Below are 17,058 nucleotides of genomic sequence, written 5' to 3' on the forward strand. Positions count from 1 at the left end.
CAGGTGCTGGGGATCGCCGGGACGTGAACGTCGCGGGACGGATCGGATGGACCGAGGGGGGTCGTCCATCCGGTCCGTCCCGCGACGAGGGGATGCCGGCCGGGCGCCGGGTGCCCGGCCGGCTCTCAGGGAAGGTCTTAAGCGCCGGAGAGCTCGCGGGCCTGCGCGATCAGGGCCAGCGCGGTCGCCTGGGCGGCGTCGTAGCGGTCGGGGTAGGCCGAGATCTGGACGGCCTGGGCGACGCGGCCGGCACTCCAGTCGGGGTGGGCGGCGGCGACGTTGATCGCGCGGGTGAAGAAGGAGTTGGACGCATAGGCCACGTCCAGGATCTGAGCGGGCGTGCCCCAGCCCTGCGAGGGGCGCTGCTGGAAGACACCGAGGGAGTCGCGGTCGCCGCAGTTGACGTTGTTCATGCGCGACTCGACCCACCCGGCCTCGAAACCGGCGAGCAGGACGCGGTCGTCGGCGCCCAGGCCGGTGGCGACACGCAGGACGGTGACCAGGACCTGCGGGTCGGCCTGCGGGGGCACCGAGCAGCCGCCGCCGAGCCCGTCGAGGAGGTGCTGCCAGGTCTGCGGTCCGACGGTCCCGTCGGCGGTCAGGCTCTTCGCGGTCTGGAACGCGCGCACGGCCGCGGCGGTGGCCGGGCCGAAGCCGCCGTCGACGGCGAGCCCGTAGTCGTGGGCGTTGAGCGCGGTCTGGGCCGCGGCCACGGCGTCACCACTGGCCCCCTGCCGCAGCGTGACGATCAGGCCACCCCAGGTCTGGGCGCCGACGATCCCGTCGGCGGTGAACCCGCGCGCGGTCTGGAAGGCGACCACGGCGTTCTTCGTCTGCGGCCCGAAGGCCCCGTCGGTGTCGAGGGTGTACCCGTGGGAACGCAGTAAGTACTGGGCGGCCGTCACTCCTGGGCCGCCGTCGCCGTCGGCGAGGACGGGCCAGCTCGCCGCCGCAGCGGAGCCGGGTGCGGCGATCGTGGCCGTCGCGGCCGCCACGAGCACCGCCATGCCGCCGGTCAGCCAATGTCGTCGGGTGAGTGTCACGATGCACGCCTCTCCTCGGCGGTGGCCTGAGGTCACCGGCTCGGTCCCGGCCCGAAGGCCGCCGTCGGCCTCGAACCTAGGGGCGCCGACGCGACACGGCATCGTGTGATCGACCGATGCCGCTCACAGGTCGTCGAGCCGCACCAGCCCGTCCTGGATGGCCCTGGCCACCAGCATCGCCTTCGTCGGTGCTTCACGGCCGCGCATGGCGTACTTGACGCGGATGTGCTCCAGGTGGGAGTTGACGGTGCTCTGGGAGATCCCGAGCCGCTCGGCCACCAGGTGTTTCGACTCCGACTGGAACCACTCCACGAGCACCTCGACTTCGCGTGCGGTCAAGGCGGGGCGCTGGTCGGAGCGGTCCCCGGCGAGCGCACCGGCCAGCGAGGGCGGTGTGTAGGCGCGGCCGTCGGCGGCGGCGCGGGTGGCTTGGAGGAGGTGGTCGGCGCCTTCGGCTTTGGTGAGGTAGCTCAAGGCGCCCAGTTCGAGGCATTGCAGGGCGGTGGCGTCGTCGGCGCGCATGGAGTAGACGACGACGCGGCGTCCTGCCTGGACGAGTCGGCGCAGGTCGCCCATGACGGGGACGGGCCCGCCGAGGTGCAGGTCGAGGATGACCACGTCGGCGTCGGCGCCGTCGTCGAGCCAGGCGACGCGGACGTCGTCGCCGGCCGCGGCGACCCGGATCGGCGGGTCGCCGGATCCGAGCCAGTGGGCCACACCCGCGCGGACGGCGGGATGGTCGTCGACGACCACCGCGCTCAGCTCTGTCGGCGCCACCGGGCCTCCATTCTCGTGTATTGGCCATATGTACCGGACTCGACGTTGACTTCCGGTGAGTTCGCGGGGGTCGCGTGGGCGCCGGCGTCGCTGACGACGGCGACGCGCACTTCGGTGTCGGTGCGCAGGACGCTGACGCGGGCGCGGGTCCCGGCGGTGGCCAGCGCGGCGGCGACGGGCCCGGTGAGGTCGCGGCGGATGTGGTCGGGGACGTCGACGGCGGTGCCGCTGACGGCCAGGGACACATCGACGCCGCGGCGTTCTGCCACGTCGGCGCAGGCGGTGAGTTCGTGGACGAGGGGGTCGGGCACGTCGTCGTTTTCGGCGAACAGGCGCCGCAGCTGGGTGGCGGCCAGGGCCGCGAAGCGCCGGGTGTCGGGCTTGCGGGGGTCGAGGAGCCCGTCGGCGAGGTCGGCGAGGAGGGACAGGGTCGCGCCGAGGTGCCCGGCGAAGGCGGTGCGCTGCCCGCGTTCCCACTGTTCGGCCGACAGCACGCGGGTGGCCAGCCGGTCGCGTTCGGCGGCCAGCGCCATCGCCTCACGGGAGCGGCGGCTGAGCAGGTGGGAGATCACCGCGGCGGCGAGCTGGACGGCGGTGGTGCCGATGACGACGGTCCCGGCGGTGCCGAGTTCGACGCGGTCGGGGACACCGTCGGCGAGGAAGTGCCCGACGGTGACGGCGAAGTGGACGCCCAAGGCGGCGAACAAGACGGGCGCGCGGTCGAGGAGCAGCAGCAGGAGGTGCCAGCCGATGAGGCCGAAGGCCCAGTCGGCGGGGCCGAACTGGTCGGCGGCCGGTGTCGCGGTGGTCGCCGCTACCGAGGCCGCCAAGACGATGGCGGTGCCTGCGGCGACGACCGGTTCGGGTGGGGGGCGCCGGCGCAGCACCCAGGCCGCGGTGGCGGCGGTGACGCAGGCCAGGGCGACGAACGCACCCACCGCCAGGAATCGCGGGTGGTAGTCGTGGCGCAGGAGGTTGCGCAGGCCGAGCCCGAACTGGAGGACGGCGACGACACAGACGAGTGCGACCCGCACGGTGGCGATGACCTGGTCGGCAGGCGGCCGGGGTTCACTCACCGGTCCACTCCAGCCGCACGATGGTTCCGGCCGTCGGCAGCGAGGTGACCGTCGCGGTCCCGCCGACGCCGGTCATTCGTTCCACGATGGATCCGCGGATCCCGCGACGGGAGGGAGCGACGTCGTCGGGATCGAAGCCGCGTCCTTTGTCGACGATGGTGACGGTGACCCGCCGACGGGCGTGCTCGACGCGGAGCTCGGCGGACCTGACCCCGGCGTGGCGGGCGACGTTGGCCATGGCCTCGCGCACGGCACGGACCAGGGCGAGCGCGACCGAGGCCGGCAGAGGTGGTCCTTGCGTCCAGTGGGTCTCGACGGTGATCGGGGCGCGTTCGACGACGGCGCGCAGGGCGGCGGTGATGTCGACGGGGCTGTCTTGTGTGGTGGCGGTGCCGGTGGCGCCGGTGAGGACGGCGAGGTCGCGGCGCGCGGCGTCGGCGATCTGGCCGGGTGCGGCCTGGTCGCCGTGGGTGGCCGTTAAGAGGAAGGTGGCCGAGGCGGTGTCGTGGAGCAGGGCGAGGTATTCGCGGTCTTGGCGGTGACGGGCCAGGGACAGTGCCTCGGCGCGGGCGAGGGCGGTGCGGCGTTCACGGAGGACGTCCATGCGGCGGCTGGAGCGTCGCAGCAGGACGAACGCGAGCCGCGCCAGAACGCATTCGAGAAGCAGGCGAGGGCCGACCGACCCGGCCTCGGCGATGCCGATGGCGGTGACGTCGACGGCGAACAGGGCCGCCACGACCGGGGCGGTCACCGTCGGCGGCCACTCCCATTGCAGCGTGATGGCCGTGGTGGTCAAGACGTTGAGGGCCCACAGGCTGGGCGCGCCGCCGGTGTGGTCCTGGGTGGCGCAGACGGCCGCCACGCGGGCCACGGCGAGGATCAGCGTGAGCGAAGCCGCGCGTCCGGTCAGGCCGCTCCAGACGTCGACGGCGGCTCCGGCCGCCATCAGCCCGAGCAGCCCGAGTCCGATGTGGAGAGAGCCGGCGGGGACGGCCAGCACACCGAAAACGCTGATGAGCAGAAGCGCCGCACCACGCAGGAGGCCGACGAGCTGGCGGGCGGAGGACAAAAAGCGCGCCTCGACGGCGCCGTGCGCTGCGTTCGAGGCCATCCCACTCACCCGGTCCGTGCGGCCACCGGCCACCGGCCGACCGCTGTCGGCGACAGCCTAGTGCCCGTCGGCTCGGGCGGAAAAGAACGTGGGTCGAACACACGATGCACGCCCACGGCGCGGGTCCTAGGTTCGGGCCGACCGGATCCCCGTGCGTCCTCTATGGACGCACCCGGTCCCTTTGAGGAGGTGTCTCATGACAGGACGACTTCGCCGTTGCCTTGTGCTTTTGGCCGTCGTGGCAGCGGCGGTCTCGGTCATGGTCGTCGCACCCGCGCAGTCGGCTTCGGCGGCCGGCTGGCCGGTCGTGGCGCAGGGAGCGACGGGCTCGACGGTGTCGGTCGTGCAGCGGCTGCTGCGCGCCCGCGGACACGGCGTGGACGTCGATGGCGCGTTCGGCCCGGCGACACGGGGCGCCGTGGTGAACTTCCAGTCCTCGCGCGGGTTCACCGCCGATGGGATCGTCGGTGCCCAGACCTGGGGCGGCTTGATCGTCACCGTTCGGCAGGGCGACAGCGGCGAAGCCGTCGCCGCCGCCCAGACGGCGCTCAACGCCCACGGCTACGGTCTGGCCGTCGACGGGGCCTTCGGGCCCGGCACGGCCTCGGCCGCGCGGTCGTTCCAGTCGGCGCGCGGACTCGGCGTCGACGGCATCGTCGGACCGCAGACCTGGCAGAGCCTCGTCGGCTCGGGTTCGGGCGGCGGCGGGTTCTCCCTGCCGATCCCGCGCGGTGCCCTCGGACGCGGCTACTACGACGACCCGCACCACGACTACCCCGCCCTGGACCTCCCGGTCGGCACCGGAACCCAGGTCTATGCCGTCCGCTCCGGCGTGGCCGGCACCATCAACAACTCCCGCTGCGGCCTGGGCTACGCCCTGACCGGCGACGACGGTGCCACGTACTACTACTGCCACCTGTCGCGGCACAACGTCGGCAACGGCGCACGCGTCGGCCCCGGCACACTGCTCGGCTGGTCGGGCAGCACGGGTAACTCCACCGGCCCCCACCTGCACATCGAGATCTACGCCGGCGCCGGACGCTGCCCGCAACCCTTCCTGCTGGCCATCTACGACGGCGGTTCCCCGCCGGCGGCGAGCAACCTCCCCACCAGCGGCTGCTTCTACTGAACCGAGCTCACCCCCGCCCCGGACCACAGGTCCGGGGCGGGCCACCACAACTACCCGGCCACAGTTGCCTTACGCAGCAGAAACTGCACACCCGTCGAAGCATGCCCACTCATCGTGTTCACCGCGACGTCACGCGTACCGAGCGTCTCGAAAACCCCGAGACATCGACACCGGCGAGCTCGCCGAAACCCTCACCCGCAGGACACGACCGCAGCCGCAGTATCGCGGCGTGCCGGTCGATCCCTTCAAGCCATGGACCGTACAGCGGATGCGTGAAGATCTTGGAGGCCGCCGCACCGTCCCAAAAGGCGACCTGGCACCGACCCCACAAGCCACCCACCCCCAAGCCCCCAAGACTCACCGCGCCCCGACGAGCTCGCCCACCCCGGCCGGGCGCGCCAGCCGCGCCGACCGGAACTCCACCACGTGGATCGCGACCGCGAACCCGAGGTGCCCCACGACCACCCACCCGCCGAAAGTAACCAGCCAGAAGAACAGCCACACCGGCATCACCGCAGCCACCCTGACGCCCGCGACGCCCGAGGCCGCTCTGGAGCTCGCGTCGTTACGGTGTTGCCATGACTGCCGGCCAGTCCCGAGATGACCGTTCATGAACCTCAGCACTTGCGACCGGGAATGTCACCGACCTGTGGCTGACCCAGAACCTCTTGGCGGACGCTACCTGGCCTGGAACTCCGAAAGCGGATGGATCGCACATCAGTGGCTCCAAGGCTCGCTCTAAGCGTGTGTCGGCGGTGGACCTGACCGGGGTTCAGCGGGTTGCGTGCATTGCAGGACTTCGAGCAGCGGTCAGCCGGCGGCGCGTGACCTGAACCCACTCCATGCCAGAACCTGATCCGGACAACTGTCATCCACCGTGGATCTGCGATCGCTCGAAAAACGCTCGATGGAAGCCCGGACGACCCATCAGCAGCCGTCACCACCCAGCATTACCCGCCACGACCGGCTGACGGCCCCAAGCCGTGCCTCCCGTGTGTCGGAACTGGCTTGGGACCAAGAAACGCCAGCACAATAGGATTCTAAGCAAGATATAGGCATGAAACGCTACTCGATACCAGCCCTGCCCGCCCCCAGGTATGCTCATCGGCGCACAACCGGGCCTCTAGCTCAATGGCAGAGCTGCGGACTTTTAACGGGCTCATGGACTCTTAGACCGGCGCCGGTGTGTCGCATGAGGCTGAGGCACAGATTCTGAGACATGCCCGCTGACCTGCGGAATCGTCGAGTCTGCACGGATCGCAGTTGGCATGTGCTCGGTATGAGGCTGCCCTGCTACGCGGCGGGTTGCTCGTGCATTGCTCGATGTTCGGCCAGGCACAGGTACTCAACGATCCCGTTGGGTTCGCGGTGGCGGGTCCATTCGCCGGTGGTTCGGGGCCGTGTCTCGGCACCCCGGCAATGCATCGGCCTTGACGCCGATGAGCAGGTCAAGGCACCCCTGGAACTGCTCCTCCACCCCTACGGTCGCCCTGCCGGCATCCCTTCCTCACCCGGCAGCGGATCCTCTACCGCCTCCACTGGCCGCTGGCCGAGATCGAGGCCCGGCGCGTAACCGGCCTGGAAGGATGTGCCTCATGCTCGACGAGAAGCTCGACGCGCTTTCGCAGATGATGGCCCAGCACATGGCCAGGCCATTTCCGCCCGGCCTTCGTGGCCTGGAGATCGATGATCAGGACTTGGTGATGCTCGATGCGGACGCCTACGGCTGCGTTGCCAGCGTCCGCGAGGGCCCGTTGAGTGAACGACACCGTGCTGGTCTGACGCAGTTGACATCGGTGTTCGAGAGTGTCCTCCCGGCGATCGACGACACCTACGCAACTGAGTACTACGCGCACTTGCACAACATGATCGTGCTGGCGGCCGACATCGAGCGCCTGCGCGGGAAGTAGACATCCGTCTCCGCCGCCACGCCAGTGCCCCATGCCGTCACACCGTGGACACCGGCTCCGCCCAGGACCGCCGATCGGCGCTCACCCGCGACACCTTGGCGCCCAACGCACAGCTAGCCCGGATGCGAGGAGGCTTTCAGCATGGACCTGACAGTCGAATCCCTCCCCAGCGACGAGGACCGATCGCCGGCACCGGTCGTGCTCTTCCGGCTCGGCGTCATTCACCAATTCCGCCAGCTGCTCGCCGACGCTGAGGGCATCGATCTGCCCAGCATGCTCCACCACGGCGGGACGACGACGTGGGACACAATCGCCTCATCCCTGCGGCCGCTGCTCGACTTCGGCTACGTCGACACCGGACGGATTCCGGTTGCGGCTTGCGCGCGGATGCTGCCACGCCTGGCTGAGGTCGCAGGCTTCTGGCGCGAGACCGGCCTCGCGGGATCCGAGTACGCCCAGAGCCCCGAATGGTGGCAGGCACGCCTCCACCAGACCGTCGAGGAGCTCCTGGAGGTGCTGCGCCGGGCCGTCGCCGATGACCGCGATGTAATCCTCGTCGAGTTGTCACCCTGAGATCACGACACCTTCGTCGACGCGCTCCGCCGCCGCCCAGCCGAACCGCCCCGAACGCCTGTTCGACGGCATCCATCGAGTCCAAGCAGAGCGGGACTAACGTGCCCGACGCGGAGTCGCATGCCTCGGCCCGCCGTAGGACAGCACCGACCGGGGTCGAACTTGGCACCTGTGGGCGCCAACGCGGAAGCCTCTGCATCACGAAAATGCCCGCTGCTCTGGACAGGTTGCTCATGATCTCCAGGGCGGTTGAGTCAGTACTTGCTGCTATGGTCCGCGCGTGCGGAGCGACGATGACCTCCTGAACTTCATCCGGCAGGACCGAGGTCTGACCGAACTGTTGTCGCGTGTCTGCGAGTTCGATCTGACGCGCGGGGACCATGGTGAGCCAGTCCGGTTTTCATCCGGGCTCTCCCTGGAGGGCATTGCCGGAGACTTCACCGGTGGAACGATCTTCCTGTGCGGTGATCACGGTCCGACTCGCCCTGTGCTGTACGCCGGTTCTGAGGGGCAGGCCGGTGTTGTTGGCCGGAACCTCGCCGAAGTCCTGGAGGTTCTGGTCGGGCTGCCGTCGTGGTGGGATTGCCTGAAATTCTCCGGTGGCGGGGATCTGGCGGTGATGCAGGTGGCGGCTGAGCATCTGGAGCGTGATGAGCATAGGGACGAGCCGGGCCTTCGATCCCGGCGCGCCCAAGCCGTGTCTGCGCTGTCTTTGGAGACTGCGCCCGTGCCGGAGTTGCTTGCTCGGTTGCGTGATGCGGTGCTCAGTACTGAGCCCGACTATGTGCTCATCGTGGAGACCGGTGAGGAGTACGAGTCGTTGTTCGGCCCGTGGCTGCCGAGTCGTAACCCCATGTGGCGATGAAGACGCCATGACCGTGACCAGGAGCCTGGGCACGTTCGTCACGGCTGATGCGGTCGAGCCGGGTGAGCTTGTCTTCCGCGCCGGACAGGTTGACTGTGAATCCTTCGACCTCACCGAGCCGGCCTTCGCGTTCAGCGTCGTCTATGTGGGCGAGGAGGCTGTCCCAGATCTCCTCCAGACGGGGCGTTGGGCCGGTTCCAGGTGGATGAGCGAGCAACGAACGCGAGCGAGTTCAAGTCGGTGTTGCCCGGCAGCGTCCTCATGCCGTTTCGGCTGATGGTGACCTTGCGGGTCACCGTAGACGCTGCCGGATATGGACTCTGGGGGGAAGCCGCCGGTCGTCGTGGTCAAGGTTGGGCCGGGATGGTTGAAGAAGGTCTGGGCGAACCTGTCGGGCTGGTGGCGATGCAACCGCAAATGGCTGCTGTGGACCTTGGGTCCGCTGTTGGCTCTCGGCGTGGTCGCCACGGTCGCGGTGGTGTTGTGGAGCTGGCTCAGCGACGTGGCTGGCGCCGATCCACGAGCCAGGGTTACCGCCGTGAGTACGCTCGTGTCGGTCATCTTCGGGTTCGGCGGGCTGGTCACCTTGAGCTTGCTGGTACATCGCCAGGTTCTGCAGGCCCGCGCTCAAGACCACGTCGAAGCCGTTGCCGCCGACGCCAAGTACGACGCGAGCGAGAAACGTGCCAATGAGTTGTTCTCCAAGTCCGTCGAGCAACTCGGGCACGACAAGGCCGCCGTCCGGGTCGGCGCCCTGCACGCCCTTGACGCCCTTGGCCAAGAACACGAAGGCCGCCGCCGCGCGGTCATGGACGTCTGGTGCGCCTACCTCCGTATGTCCCCAGCCGCCACGTCCACACCCAAGGTGTTCATCGTTGGCGTCGCACCGGCCGCAGCCACCGAGCCAGGCCCGACATGGCCGGCCGAGGAACTTCACGTCCGCGCCACCGTCCAGCGCCTGATCGCCCACCACCTGCGACCACCCGACAAGCAGCGCAAGAAGAAGAACCCCAAGGCGACTGGGGAATTCTGGGGCCCAATGGCCATCGACCTGACCAATGCCCAGCTCTACGACCTCGACTTTGACCACTGCCGCCTGGGCAGCGCCGATTTCACCGGGGTGGCGTTCGCCGGTGACGCCTGGTTTCGCGGGGCGACATTCGCCGGTGACGCCGAGTTCAACATGGCGGCGTTCGCAGGGGTCGCCTGGTTTCGCGAGGCGACGTTCGCAGGGGACGCCCGGTTCGGTGAGGCGACCTTCTCCGGGGACGTCCGGTTCGGTGACGCGACGTTCTCCGAGGGCGCTTGGTTTCGCGCGGCGACGTTCTCCGAGGGCGCTTGGTTCGGCGGGGCGACGTTCGCAGGGGACGCCAGATTCAACAAGGCGACGTTCTCTAGGAACGTCTGGTTCGAACAGGCGACGTTCACCGGGAACGCCGCGGCGGACTTTGCTGAGGCGCGGGTCCTGCGCCCCGATCGTGGGCACGTGTTGCCGACGGGGTGGCGGGTCGGTGCGACCGACGGCGTGACAGGCCTGCCCCTCGTATGCATCCCGGACCCGCTGGCCACCGAGGTGCAGGAGCCGGGCGGGACCTGACTTGTCCCATTACCACGGTAACGTCCTCATACCGTTTCGGCTGATGGTGACCTTGCAGGTCACAGGGGACGCTGCCGGGTATGGACTCTGGGGGGAACCAGCCTGTCAAGCGGCGATGGCCGCTGTGGGTATTGCTTCTGCTGTTGCTTGTCCCGCTGGTCGTCGGTGTCGGCTTGTGGATCTGGCTCACCGCCGTGCTGTTGAAGCCGCCCGTCGAGGTGTCAACGGAAGGTATGACCCCAGCGGAGATCGCCGCACAGGAGTCCGCCGACCGCGCTGAGGCCTTCAATCAGCAGATCAGGATCCTTCAGGTGGCCGCCGCGGCCGCCGTCGGCGCCGGCGGGCTGCTCACCCTCGGCACGGTCATGCACCGCCAGCACCTCGCCCGCGAAGAACACGTCCGCCAGCTTGCCGACCAAAAGCACCGCATGCAGGTCGCCGCCGACAACCTCACCCACGCCCGCGACACCGCAGCCGACACTAAGCACGACGCGATCCAGAAGCGCGCCCAGGAACTGTTCGTCAAGGCCGTCGACCAGCTCGGCCACGACAAGGCCGCCGTCCGCGTCGGCGCCCTGCACGCCCTCGACGATCTCGGACAGGAACACAAGAGCCGCCGCCGCGCGGTCATGGACGTCTGGTGCGCCTACCTCCGTATGTCCCCAGCCGCCACGTCCACACCCAAGGTGTTCATCGTTGGCGCCGCACCGGCCGCAGCCACCGAGCCAGGCCCGACATGGCCGGCCGAGGAACTTCACGTCCGCGCCACCGTCCAGCGCCTGATCGCCCACCACCTGCGACCACCCGACAAGCAGCGCAAGAAGAAGAACCCCAAGGCGACCGGAGAATTCTGGGGCGTCATGGACATGGACCTCACCGGCGCCCACCTCCACGACTTCCGCCTCACCGGCTGCCACCTCGGCACGGTCCGGTTCGGCGGGGCGACGTTCTCCGGGTACGCCAGGTTCGGCGGGGCGACGTTCGCCGGGGACGCCAGGTTCGGCGGGGCGACGTTCGCCGGGGGCGCCTTGTTCGGTGAGGCGACGTTCGCCGGGGACACCGGGTTCGGTGAGGCGACGTTCACCGGGTACGCCGGGTTTGTCGGGGCGACGTTCGCCGGGGACACCGGGTTTGTCGGGGCGACGTTCACCGGGGGCGCCTGGTTCGGCGGGGCGACGTTCGCCGGGGACACTGGGTTCGGCTGGGCGACGTTCACCGGGGGCGCCGAGGTCAACTTTGAAGGCGCGCGGGTGCTGCGCCCGGATCGTAACCATGCATGGCCGGCGGGGTGGCGGGTCGGTGCCGCCGACGGCGGCGATGGACGGCCCCTCGAACGCATTCCCGACCCGCCGCCGGCCACCACCGAGGCGACGGAGCCGAACGCGGGCTGAGGTGTCTCATGGTCACGGTGAGGTCCAATACCGTGACCATGAAATGTGTCGGGACCTGCGGTTTCGGTTTGCGGGTCTGGTTATCCTCGCTCAGCCGGAGCGGTGCGTCAGGTTCTCCCGCTCCTGTTCCCACAGGGGCTTAAGGACCGCGAGGTCAGCGTTGGTTACTGCGGCGAGGCGCCTGGTGGTTGCCCAGCTGGGCAACACGCCCCCCGAGAGTATGCGGAAGACGTCTAGCAGGCTGAACCCAGCGCGTCTGGCGAGTTGCTCGTTGATCATGCCGACGCTGAGTTGCTGAGTCCGAAGAGCCGCCGCGAATTGCGTGTGTGGGGCGGGTCGGCTACTACGGTGGGTGCGTGCGATGACGTCCGCCATTTGCGACAGGCGGCGGGTGTCGAGGAGGTGCTGAGCTTTGAGCCGGGTGATCTCGCGGACCGCCGCGTCGGCGATTTCGTGGCGAGCCTGCCACTCGTCGATCTCGATCTCGGTCTCGATCTGCTTCTCGGTGTAACCGAGGTTGCGGCCGCAGACCTCGACGAAGACCTTCACCGTCGGCCAGTACGGGAGCCTCTCCCCTCGGGCCGCGCGGGAGAGCGTCGCCATCGAGCACGGAGCGCCGTCGGCGAGTTGCACGAAGCTGAGACCGGTCCGCCCCTTGAGTTCGCGCAGTTGCTGTGCGAACTCGTGGAGCGGACCGGACCCGAGCGGCGTGTAGGGCCGCGCCATGATCGCTGTCCGGGACCTTAGAGGCGACGCCGGCGGCGCATGACCCAGCCAGCCCGCCGACGGCGAGTAGGACCGAGCTGATCAAGCCGCCGATGGCGACCATGTCCTTGTCGACGCTGAGGTTGTAGAACGCGACGGCGAAGCCGAACACGATCAGCACCAGTGCGATGACGGCGAGGTAGAGCCCCATTCGGGCGTAGGACGCCCAGGGTCGTTCAGGTCCACAAAGGACACTCCGTTCGGTGACGGCGGGCCGCCAGCCTTGGCCGGCGGCCCGCTCTTGGTTCGGAACCGACTTCGGCGAAGCGGCCTTCCCTTGGGCTGCAACCCATACCGGGGAGGAACACCTGCACCGCCATCAACTTTGCATGAACGCTGCGCGATCCTGCCGCCGAGCTGGCTCAGAAAAACAGGATCAACCAGGACAACAGTCCACAAAGGAGTTGTGTCAGAAATTCTGCCGAGGATCATCTAGTGTTTATGCAGGTCACGGCGCTTTTCTTGTGAGGCCTTTCGGAAGTTGCGTAACTTCTCTTGGCGATGGTCGTTGTGGAGATGCATGCTTCAGATTGAACCCGCAGACCGCAGCTATCAGGGGCCAAGCCGCAAGCGTGCACCTTGACCTGGCGATAGGTGGTCTGTGGCCTGGCATTCGAGACGCCCGTTCCCTTGGTTCGGAACAGGACTCGGCGGCCGGCCTATCCGCTGCAACGGATGGCCGGCCAACTTCCCTGATCAGCCCACAGACAAACGACCGCTGTCAGCGCCGCCGACGCAAGCGATATCGGCCATCACCACTACCAGCGCCCCGTGCTGACCTCCTCGCGCCCGGCCCTTCCCAAGCGCTCGTTCCATCGGGAAGCGATGCACCTGACCACGCTGCGCGCTGTTGGAGCGCCACCGACACCTTCCTGCCTTCAAGGTGAGCGCTACCCAGCCTGCGCGGCAGGGCCCCTGTGGTCATCTCAGCAGGACCTATCGCCGCCGCCAGGCGCGCCTGGCGGTCCGCCGCGGCATCGCACCGACAGGACTGAACCCCAGGCGCGGCAACGCCACCAGTGGCACGGCAATCGCAAACGAACGCCATTGATGGGCACTGCTGCCATCGCGTTCGACTGGCCAATCGTTGGACGCCCGAACTCCAAGATTTTCGGTGACACAACCTGGGTTCGTTACGCCCGAGCGATGTCCGATATGGAAGTCGCCTCCATGTATGTGGTTAAAGAAGGCCTGCGGTGGCGTTGTCGGTCCACCGGTCGACGGTCTCCAGGTATGCGTCGAGACTGCCGGACTTCTCCGACCAGCCGCCTTGGCGGGCGATGGCGGTGCGGTCGCGGCCGGCGCGGCGTGCCTCGGTTGCGAGCCCGCGCCGGAGGGAGTGGCCGCGGATCCCGTCGGCCGAGGCGAGGTTCGCGCGGCGGGTGACGAGGTCACCGACGGCCTCACCGGTCATCGCGACCCGGTCGAGGCGCCCCCACCGGTCGATCCGCATGAAGGCCGCCTCGCCCGGGGTGAGGCGGGCGGCGTCGCGCCACCGCCGCCACGACCGCACCGGGCACATCTCCCTGTTCGTCCCGTACGGGATCGCCACGTCGCGGATCGCGTGACTGTTCTTCTCCGACCGGATGCTCACGACCAGGCTGTCGTCGTCATCGACGACGTCCCCGACCAGCAGGTGCACCAGCTCCGAGCGGCGCGCGGCTCACGCGAACCTCAGCAGCAGCGCCCGGTCGCCGAGGTCGGCCAGGGGCACGACCGCGAGGTCGGCGTCGACGAGGGCGGCCGGCCGCCCGGCGGTGTCCTCTACGAGGGCGTCGTCGCGCCAGTTCTACATGAACGCAAAGCGAAAAGCTGGTTCAAGGCGGCACAAGCCAGGCACAACCTAGGCACATGATCATCATTCGGTGCGCTGAGGAAGGCTTCCAGGCCGTCGGTCGTTGAGGCGTGATCCGCAGCGCTGCGGCGTCTCAATGTGCGCTGGTACTTTTGCGCTGCCGGGAGCCCACCCGGCCTTCAGCCCACGGGACTAGCCACACATGAACAGACGCCTTCTGGCGGGTGCCCTCGCCTGCGCGATCACCGCCACCGGTGCCATCCTCGCCGCTCAGCCCGCAGCGGCCGATCCGCCCGAGCGTCACGTCGCCCTACCCGGCGGTGTCTACACCGACGTCATGGTCGATGAAGCCCGCGGAAAGGTCTTCCTCGCCAAGACCGGTCCGGACGCTGTCGTGGTCACCGACCTCACTGGGACGGTCCTTCAAACGATCGCCGGCATCACCAACCCGAGCGAACTGTCGCCGAGCGAGGACGGATCGACGATCTACGTCACCGAGCGGGAGACGGCATCCTTTGCCGCCATCGACGCCGAGTCCAATGCCGTGACTCATCACCCGCTGACGGCCGAACATTGTGTGATCTCAGCTGCGTACACCGGTGGAAAGCTCTGGTTCTCCTACCGCGACGGCGACTGCACGACGGGTGGATCGCTCGGTTCCTACGACCCCACGACCGGCGAGGTCGGATCCGCCCTGGCCGAAACCCATGCAAACAGTGTGCTGAGCGCCCTACCCGACCAACCTGACCGTTTGCTCCGCGCCGACACCGGTGAGACGCAAGGGGTATTGCGCGTATACGACGTCACCGGCGACACCCCCACGGTGGTCTCTTCCCGTGGCCCGATGGGTCTTACCCCCTGTTCCCGTCCCACGCTGTTCGCCGATGGCGACAAGGTCGCGATTCCCTGCGGCGCCGCCGGGACCAGGATCTTGAGCACTGCTGACCTTCAACTCATCAGGACATTGCCTGCCTCATCGCCTCCCGCGTCCATGACAGCCACGGCCGCTACCGTCAGCCCGGACGGTCGCTTCATCGCCACTGGCAGCAGGCTGTTGTTCGGGACCACCGCAACGGCATCGATCTGGGACGCTGAGACAGGCGCACGGATCCGTGACGTCACTTCTCCGGCCCTGACGATCGGAGCGGGGGGCCTCGCGCTCACCGATGGCGGCGAACTTTTCGTCGCCTCTTCGGGTGAAAAAGCAACCCTGTCAGTCTTCGAGCTGGCCACCACCTACGCGACCCGACTGAGCCTCAGGGCTCCGGTCTCGGTGCCGCGCAATGGGACCGTGAACGTCACCGGCAACCTGCAATACGGTCCCGGCGTGCCGACGGCTCTCGCGGTGACTCGCTTCGGCGCCAACGGAACCCATAACCTGGGCACCGTCATGACCGACGCTCAAGGTGCCGTGAGCTTCCAGGACACGCCGGGAATCCTAGGCCGGGTCCTGTACCGCTTCTCCTATACCGGCGACGCTGAGCACACCTCCGTCCAGGCGGACGTGCGCGTCGTCATGCGCGGCCTGCCCGGAGATGTCAACGGTGACGGTTACGCCGACACCGTGGTTGGCGCGCCGGGCGAAGACATCGGCGACGACACCGACACCGGCCAGATCCATCTCCTCTACGGTTCGTCCACTGGTGTGACCACTGCGGGAAACAAGGCGATTCACCAGGACACGACCGGCGTCATCGGCGCCAACGAGGATGGTGACCGCTTCGGGCACGCCACAGTCTTCGGTGACTTCAACGGTGACGGTTACGCCGACATCGCGGTCGCCGCGCCAGGCGAGGACATCGGTTCGGTCTCCAACGTCGGCGAGGTCTTCGTCTTCCAGGGCTCGGCTAGCGGGCTGCTCACCACGGGCGTCGCTGGAATCTATCCGTCCTACCACGAGGCGGAGTGGGGATTCGGCAGTTCTCTGGCGGCAGGTGACTTCAACGGTGACGGCCGCGACGATCTCGCCGTGGGCGGGCCGGGCGCCAACTCACTGTATGTGTACAACGGTGGCGACATGGGTCTCAGCTCGCAGTACTCGGGTCTGGGTGACATGTCGCAGAATCACCGGTTCGGGTACTCCCTCGACGCTGGGGACATCAACGGTGACGGCCTCGATGACCTGGCCGTCGGAGCCGTCGACGACTACGACGTCAAGGGCTCGCCGATCGGTTCGGTCACGTTGTTCCTCGGATCGACAAGGGCTCCGCAGAAGGTCGAGCGCCTCACCAAATCGACTGCAGGTGTCCCGGGCTCGCCCGGTTCCTTCAACACATCGAAGGGCGATTCCGCCGACCAGTTCGGCGCGCAGGTCATCCTCGCCGACTTCAACGGTGACGGCAAGGACGACCTCGCCGTCGCCGCGCCCGGAGCACCGGTGACCGGCACCGACGGCAAACGCAAGGCCGATGCCGGAACCGTCACCATCCTGTACTCCGACGGCACCGGCATCGGTACGACAGGCGCGGTCGAGCTCACTCAGAAGTCGTCCGGCCTGCCGGGCAACCCCGGCGCCGAGGACAACTGGGGCGCGACCATCACCGCCGGTGACAGCAGCCGCGACGGTCGCGACGAACTGGTCGTCTACGGCGCCGGCGAGGATTTCATCACCGTGATCCCGGGTGACTCGAACGGTCTCTCCTACGGCGGCGCCCAAGCATGGAGCCAGGACTCACCCGGTGTTCCCGGCGGCAATGAGGCCGGTGACCGGTGGGGTGCTGAGCTCCGCTTCGCCGATACCAAGGGCAATGGCCACCTGTCGCTACTGGTCGGCGCCGCGGGTGAGGATTCCGGTGCGGGCGCGCTCACGGTCCTGTACGGCAACGCCAGCGGCATCACCGGCACCGGCGCGAAGTTCTTCTCACAGGACACCACCGGCATCCCTGGCAGCGAGGAGAAGAACGACGCATTCGGGGCTCTCGCCTAGGACGAGTCGACGCCCCGGTCCGTACCTAGCCAGGCCAGGACCTGAGGTGGTCTCCCTGACCACGGTACGTCCAATACCGCCCCACGGGTCTACTTGTGGA

General features: G+C 68.4%; 14 protein-coding genes. 7 read left to right on the forward strand and 7 right to left on the reverse strand.

What is annotated here, in order from left to right; genetic code table 11:
• Nucleotides 1-137 precede the first annotated feature (137 nt).
• The 4 genes from HNR73_RS40455 to HNR73_RS36490 all read right to left on the reverse strand — a co-directional run bounded on the left by HNR73_RS40455 (nucleotide 138) and on the right by HNR73_RS36490 (nucleotide 4,007).
• Nucleotides 138-1,043, reverse strand: coding sequence for a peptidoglycan-binding domain-containing protein (locus HNR73_RS40455; RefSeq protein WP_239122357.1), 906 nt, complete (start codon nucleotides 1,041-1,043; stop codon nucleotides 138-140).
• A 123-nt stretch (nucleotides 1,044-1,166) separates the two neighbouring features.
• Entirely contained in the window at nucleotides 1,167-1,820 is a 654-nt protein-coding gene (locus HNR73_RS36480) for a response regulator (RefSeq protein WP_184792634.1), read from the reverse strand.
• On the reverse strand, nucleotides 1,802-2,896 hold the full coding sequence (locus HNR73_RS36485; protein ID WP_184792635.1) for a hypothetical protein: 1,095 nt from the start codon (nucleotides 2,894-2,896) through the stop codon (nucleotides 1,802-1,804). Before HNR73_RS36485 ends, HNR73_RS36480 begins: the two co-directional genes overlap by 19 nt.
• Complete coding sequence (locus HNR73_RS36490) at nucleotides 2,889-4,007, reverse strand: sensor histidine kinase (protein ID WP_184792636.1); 1,119 nt, start codon at nucleotides 4,005-4,007, stop codon at nucleotides 2,889-2,891. The genes HNR73_RS36485 and HNR73_RS36490 overlap by 8 nt, the downstream gene beginning before the upstream one ends.
• Before the next feature lie 196 nt (nucleotides 4,008-4,203).
• Here HNR73_RS36490 and HNR73_RS36495 point away from each other — a divergent pair, with 196 nt between their 5' ends.
• Complete coding sequence (locus HNR73_RS36495) at nucleotides 4,204-5,136, forward strand: peptidoglycan-binding protein (RefSeq protein ID WP_184792637.1); 933 nt, start codon at nucleotides 4,204-4,206, stop codon at nucleotides 5,134-5,136.
• A gap of 357 nt (nucleotides 5,137-5,493) precedes the next feature.
• Here the strand turns inward: HNR73_RS36495 and HNR73_RS36500 are convergent, their stop codons facing one another.
• Nucleotides 5,494-5,748, reverse strand: a complete 255-nt coding sequence (locus HNR73_RS36500) for a hypothetical protein (protein ID WP_184792638.1) — start codon at nucleotides 5,746-5,748, stop codon at nucleotides 5,494-5,496.
• Between the two features lie 983 nt (nucleotides 5,749-6,731).
• Here HNR73_RS36500 and HNR73_RS36505 point away from each other — a divergent pair.
• The 5 genes from HNR73_RS36505 to HNR73_RS36525 all read left to right on the forward strand — a co-directional run bounded on the left by HNR73_RS36505 (nucleotide 6,732) and on the right by HNR73_RS36525 (nucleotide 11,472).
• Nucleotides 6,732-7,046, forward strand: a complete 315-nt coding sequence (locus HNR73_RS36505) for a hypothetical protein (RefSeq protein WP_184792639.1) — start codon at nucleotides 6,732-6,734, stop codon at nucleotides 7,044-7,046.
• A 141-nt stretch (nucleotides 7,047-7,187) separates the two neighbouring features.
• Complete coding sequence (locus tag HNR73_RS36510) at nucleotides 7,188-7,619, forward strand: hypothetical protein (RefSeq protein ID WP_184792640.1); 432 nt, start codon at nucleotides 7,188-7,190, stop codon at nucleotides 7,617-7,619.
• 280 nt (nucleotides 7,620-7,899) lie between these two features.
• Nucleotides 7,900-8,484 carry a hypothetical protein gene (locus HNR73_RS36515; protein WP_184792641.1) on the forward strand — a complete coding sequence of 195 codons (585 nt, stop codon included), beginning with the start codon at nucleotides 7,900-7,902 and terminating at the stop codon, nucleotides 8,482-8,484.
• A gap of 367 nt (nucleotides 8,485-8,851) precedes the next feature.
• On the forward strand, nucleotides 8,852-10,081 hold the full coding sequence (locus HNR73_RS36520; protein WP_184792642.1) for a pentapeptide repeat-containing protein: 1,230 nt from the start codon (nucleotides 8,852-8,854) through the stop codon (nucleotides 10,079-10,081).
• A 233-nt stretch (nucleotides 10,082-10,314) separates the two neighbouring features.
• Nucleotides 10,315-11,472 carry a pentapeptide repeat-containing protein gene (locus tag HNR73_RS36525; protein WP_184792643.1) on the forward strand — a complete coding sequence of 386 codons (1,158 nt, stop codon included), beginning with the start codon at nucleotides 10,315-10,317 and terminating at the stop codon, nucleotides 11,470-11,472.
• Nucleotides 11,473-11,562: 90 nt separating this feature from the next.
• Here the strand turns inward: HNR73_RS36525 and HNR73_RS36530 are convergent, their stop codons facing one another.
• Nucleotides 11,563-12,198 carry a helix-turn-helix domain-containing protein gene (locus HNR73_RS36530; protein ID WP_184792644.1) on the reverse strand — a complete coding sequence of 212 codons (636 nt, stop codon included), beginning with the start codon at nucleotides 12,196-12,198 and terminating at the stop codon, nucleotides 11,563-11,565.
• Between the two features lie 1,219 nt (nucleotides 12,199-13,417).
• The gene (locus HNR73_RS36535) at nucleotides 13,418-13,879 is read right to left on the reverse strand and encodes a site-specific integrase (protein ID WP_184792645.1); all 462 of its coding nucleotides are present in this window, start codon (nucleotides 13,877-13,879) and stop codon (nucleotides 13,418-13,420) included.
• 355 nt (nucleotides 13,880-14,234) lie between these two features.
• Between HNR73_RS36535 and HNR73_RS36540 the strand changes: the two genes are divergently transcribed.
• Nucleotides 14,235-16,958, forward strand: coding sequence for an FG-GAP-like repeat-containing protein (locus HNR73_RS36540; protein WP_184792646.1), 2,724 nt, complete (start codon nucleotides 14,235-14,237; stop codon nucleotides 16,956-16,958).
• Nucleotides 16,959-17,058 lie beyond the last annotated feature (100 nt).

The organism is Phytomonospora endophytica (genome assembly GCF_014202425.1).
GTDB classification, from domain to species: Bacteria; Actinomycetota; Actinomycetes; order Mycobacteriales; family Micromonosporaceae; genus Phytomonospora; species Phytomonospora endophytica.

Bases quoted from the DNA above. Each gene is read 5' to 3' on its own strand.
- HNR73_RS36510 (WP_184792640.1), top strand. From the start codon at position 7,188: ATGGACCTGACAGTCGAATCCCTCCCCAGCGACGAGGACCGATCGCCG.
- HNR73_RS36525 (WP_184792643.1), top strand. From the start codon at position 10,315: ATGACCCCAGCGGAGATCGCCGCACAGGAGTCCGCCGACCGCGCTGAG.
- HNR73_RS36530 (WP_184792644.1), bottom strand. From the start codon at position 12,198: ATGGCGCGGCCCTACACGCCGCTCGGGTCCGGTCCGCTCCACGAGTTC.
- HNR73_RS36500 (WP_184792638.1), bottom strand. From the start codon at position 5,748: ATGAACGGTCATCTCGGGACTGGCCGGCAGTCATGGCAACACCGTAAC.
- HNR73_RS36495 (WP_184792637.1), top strand. From the start codon at position 4,204: ATGACAGGACGACTTCGCCGTTGCCTTGTGCTTTTGGCCGTCGTGGCA.
- HNR73_RS36540 (WP_184792646.1), top strand. From the start codon at position 14,235: ATGAACAGACGCCTTCTGGCGGGTGCCCTCGCCTGCGCGATCACCGCC.
- HNR73_RS36490 (WP_184792636.1), bottom strand. From the start codon at position 4,007: ATGGCCTCGAACGCAGCGCACGGCGCCGTCGAGGCGCGCTTTTTGTCC.
- HNR73_RS36505 (WP_184792639.1), top strand. From the start codon at position 6,732: ATGCTCGACGAGAAGCTCGACGCGCTTTCGCAGATGATGGCCCAGCAC.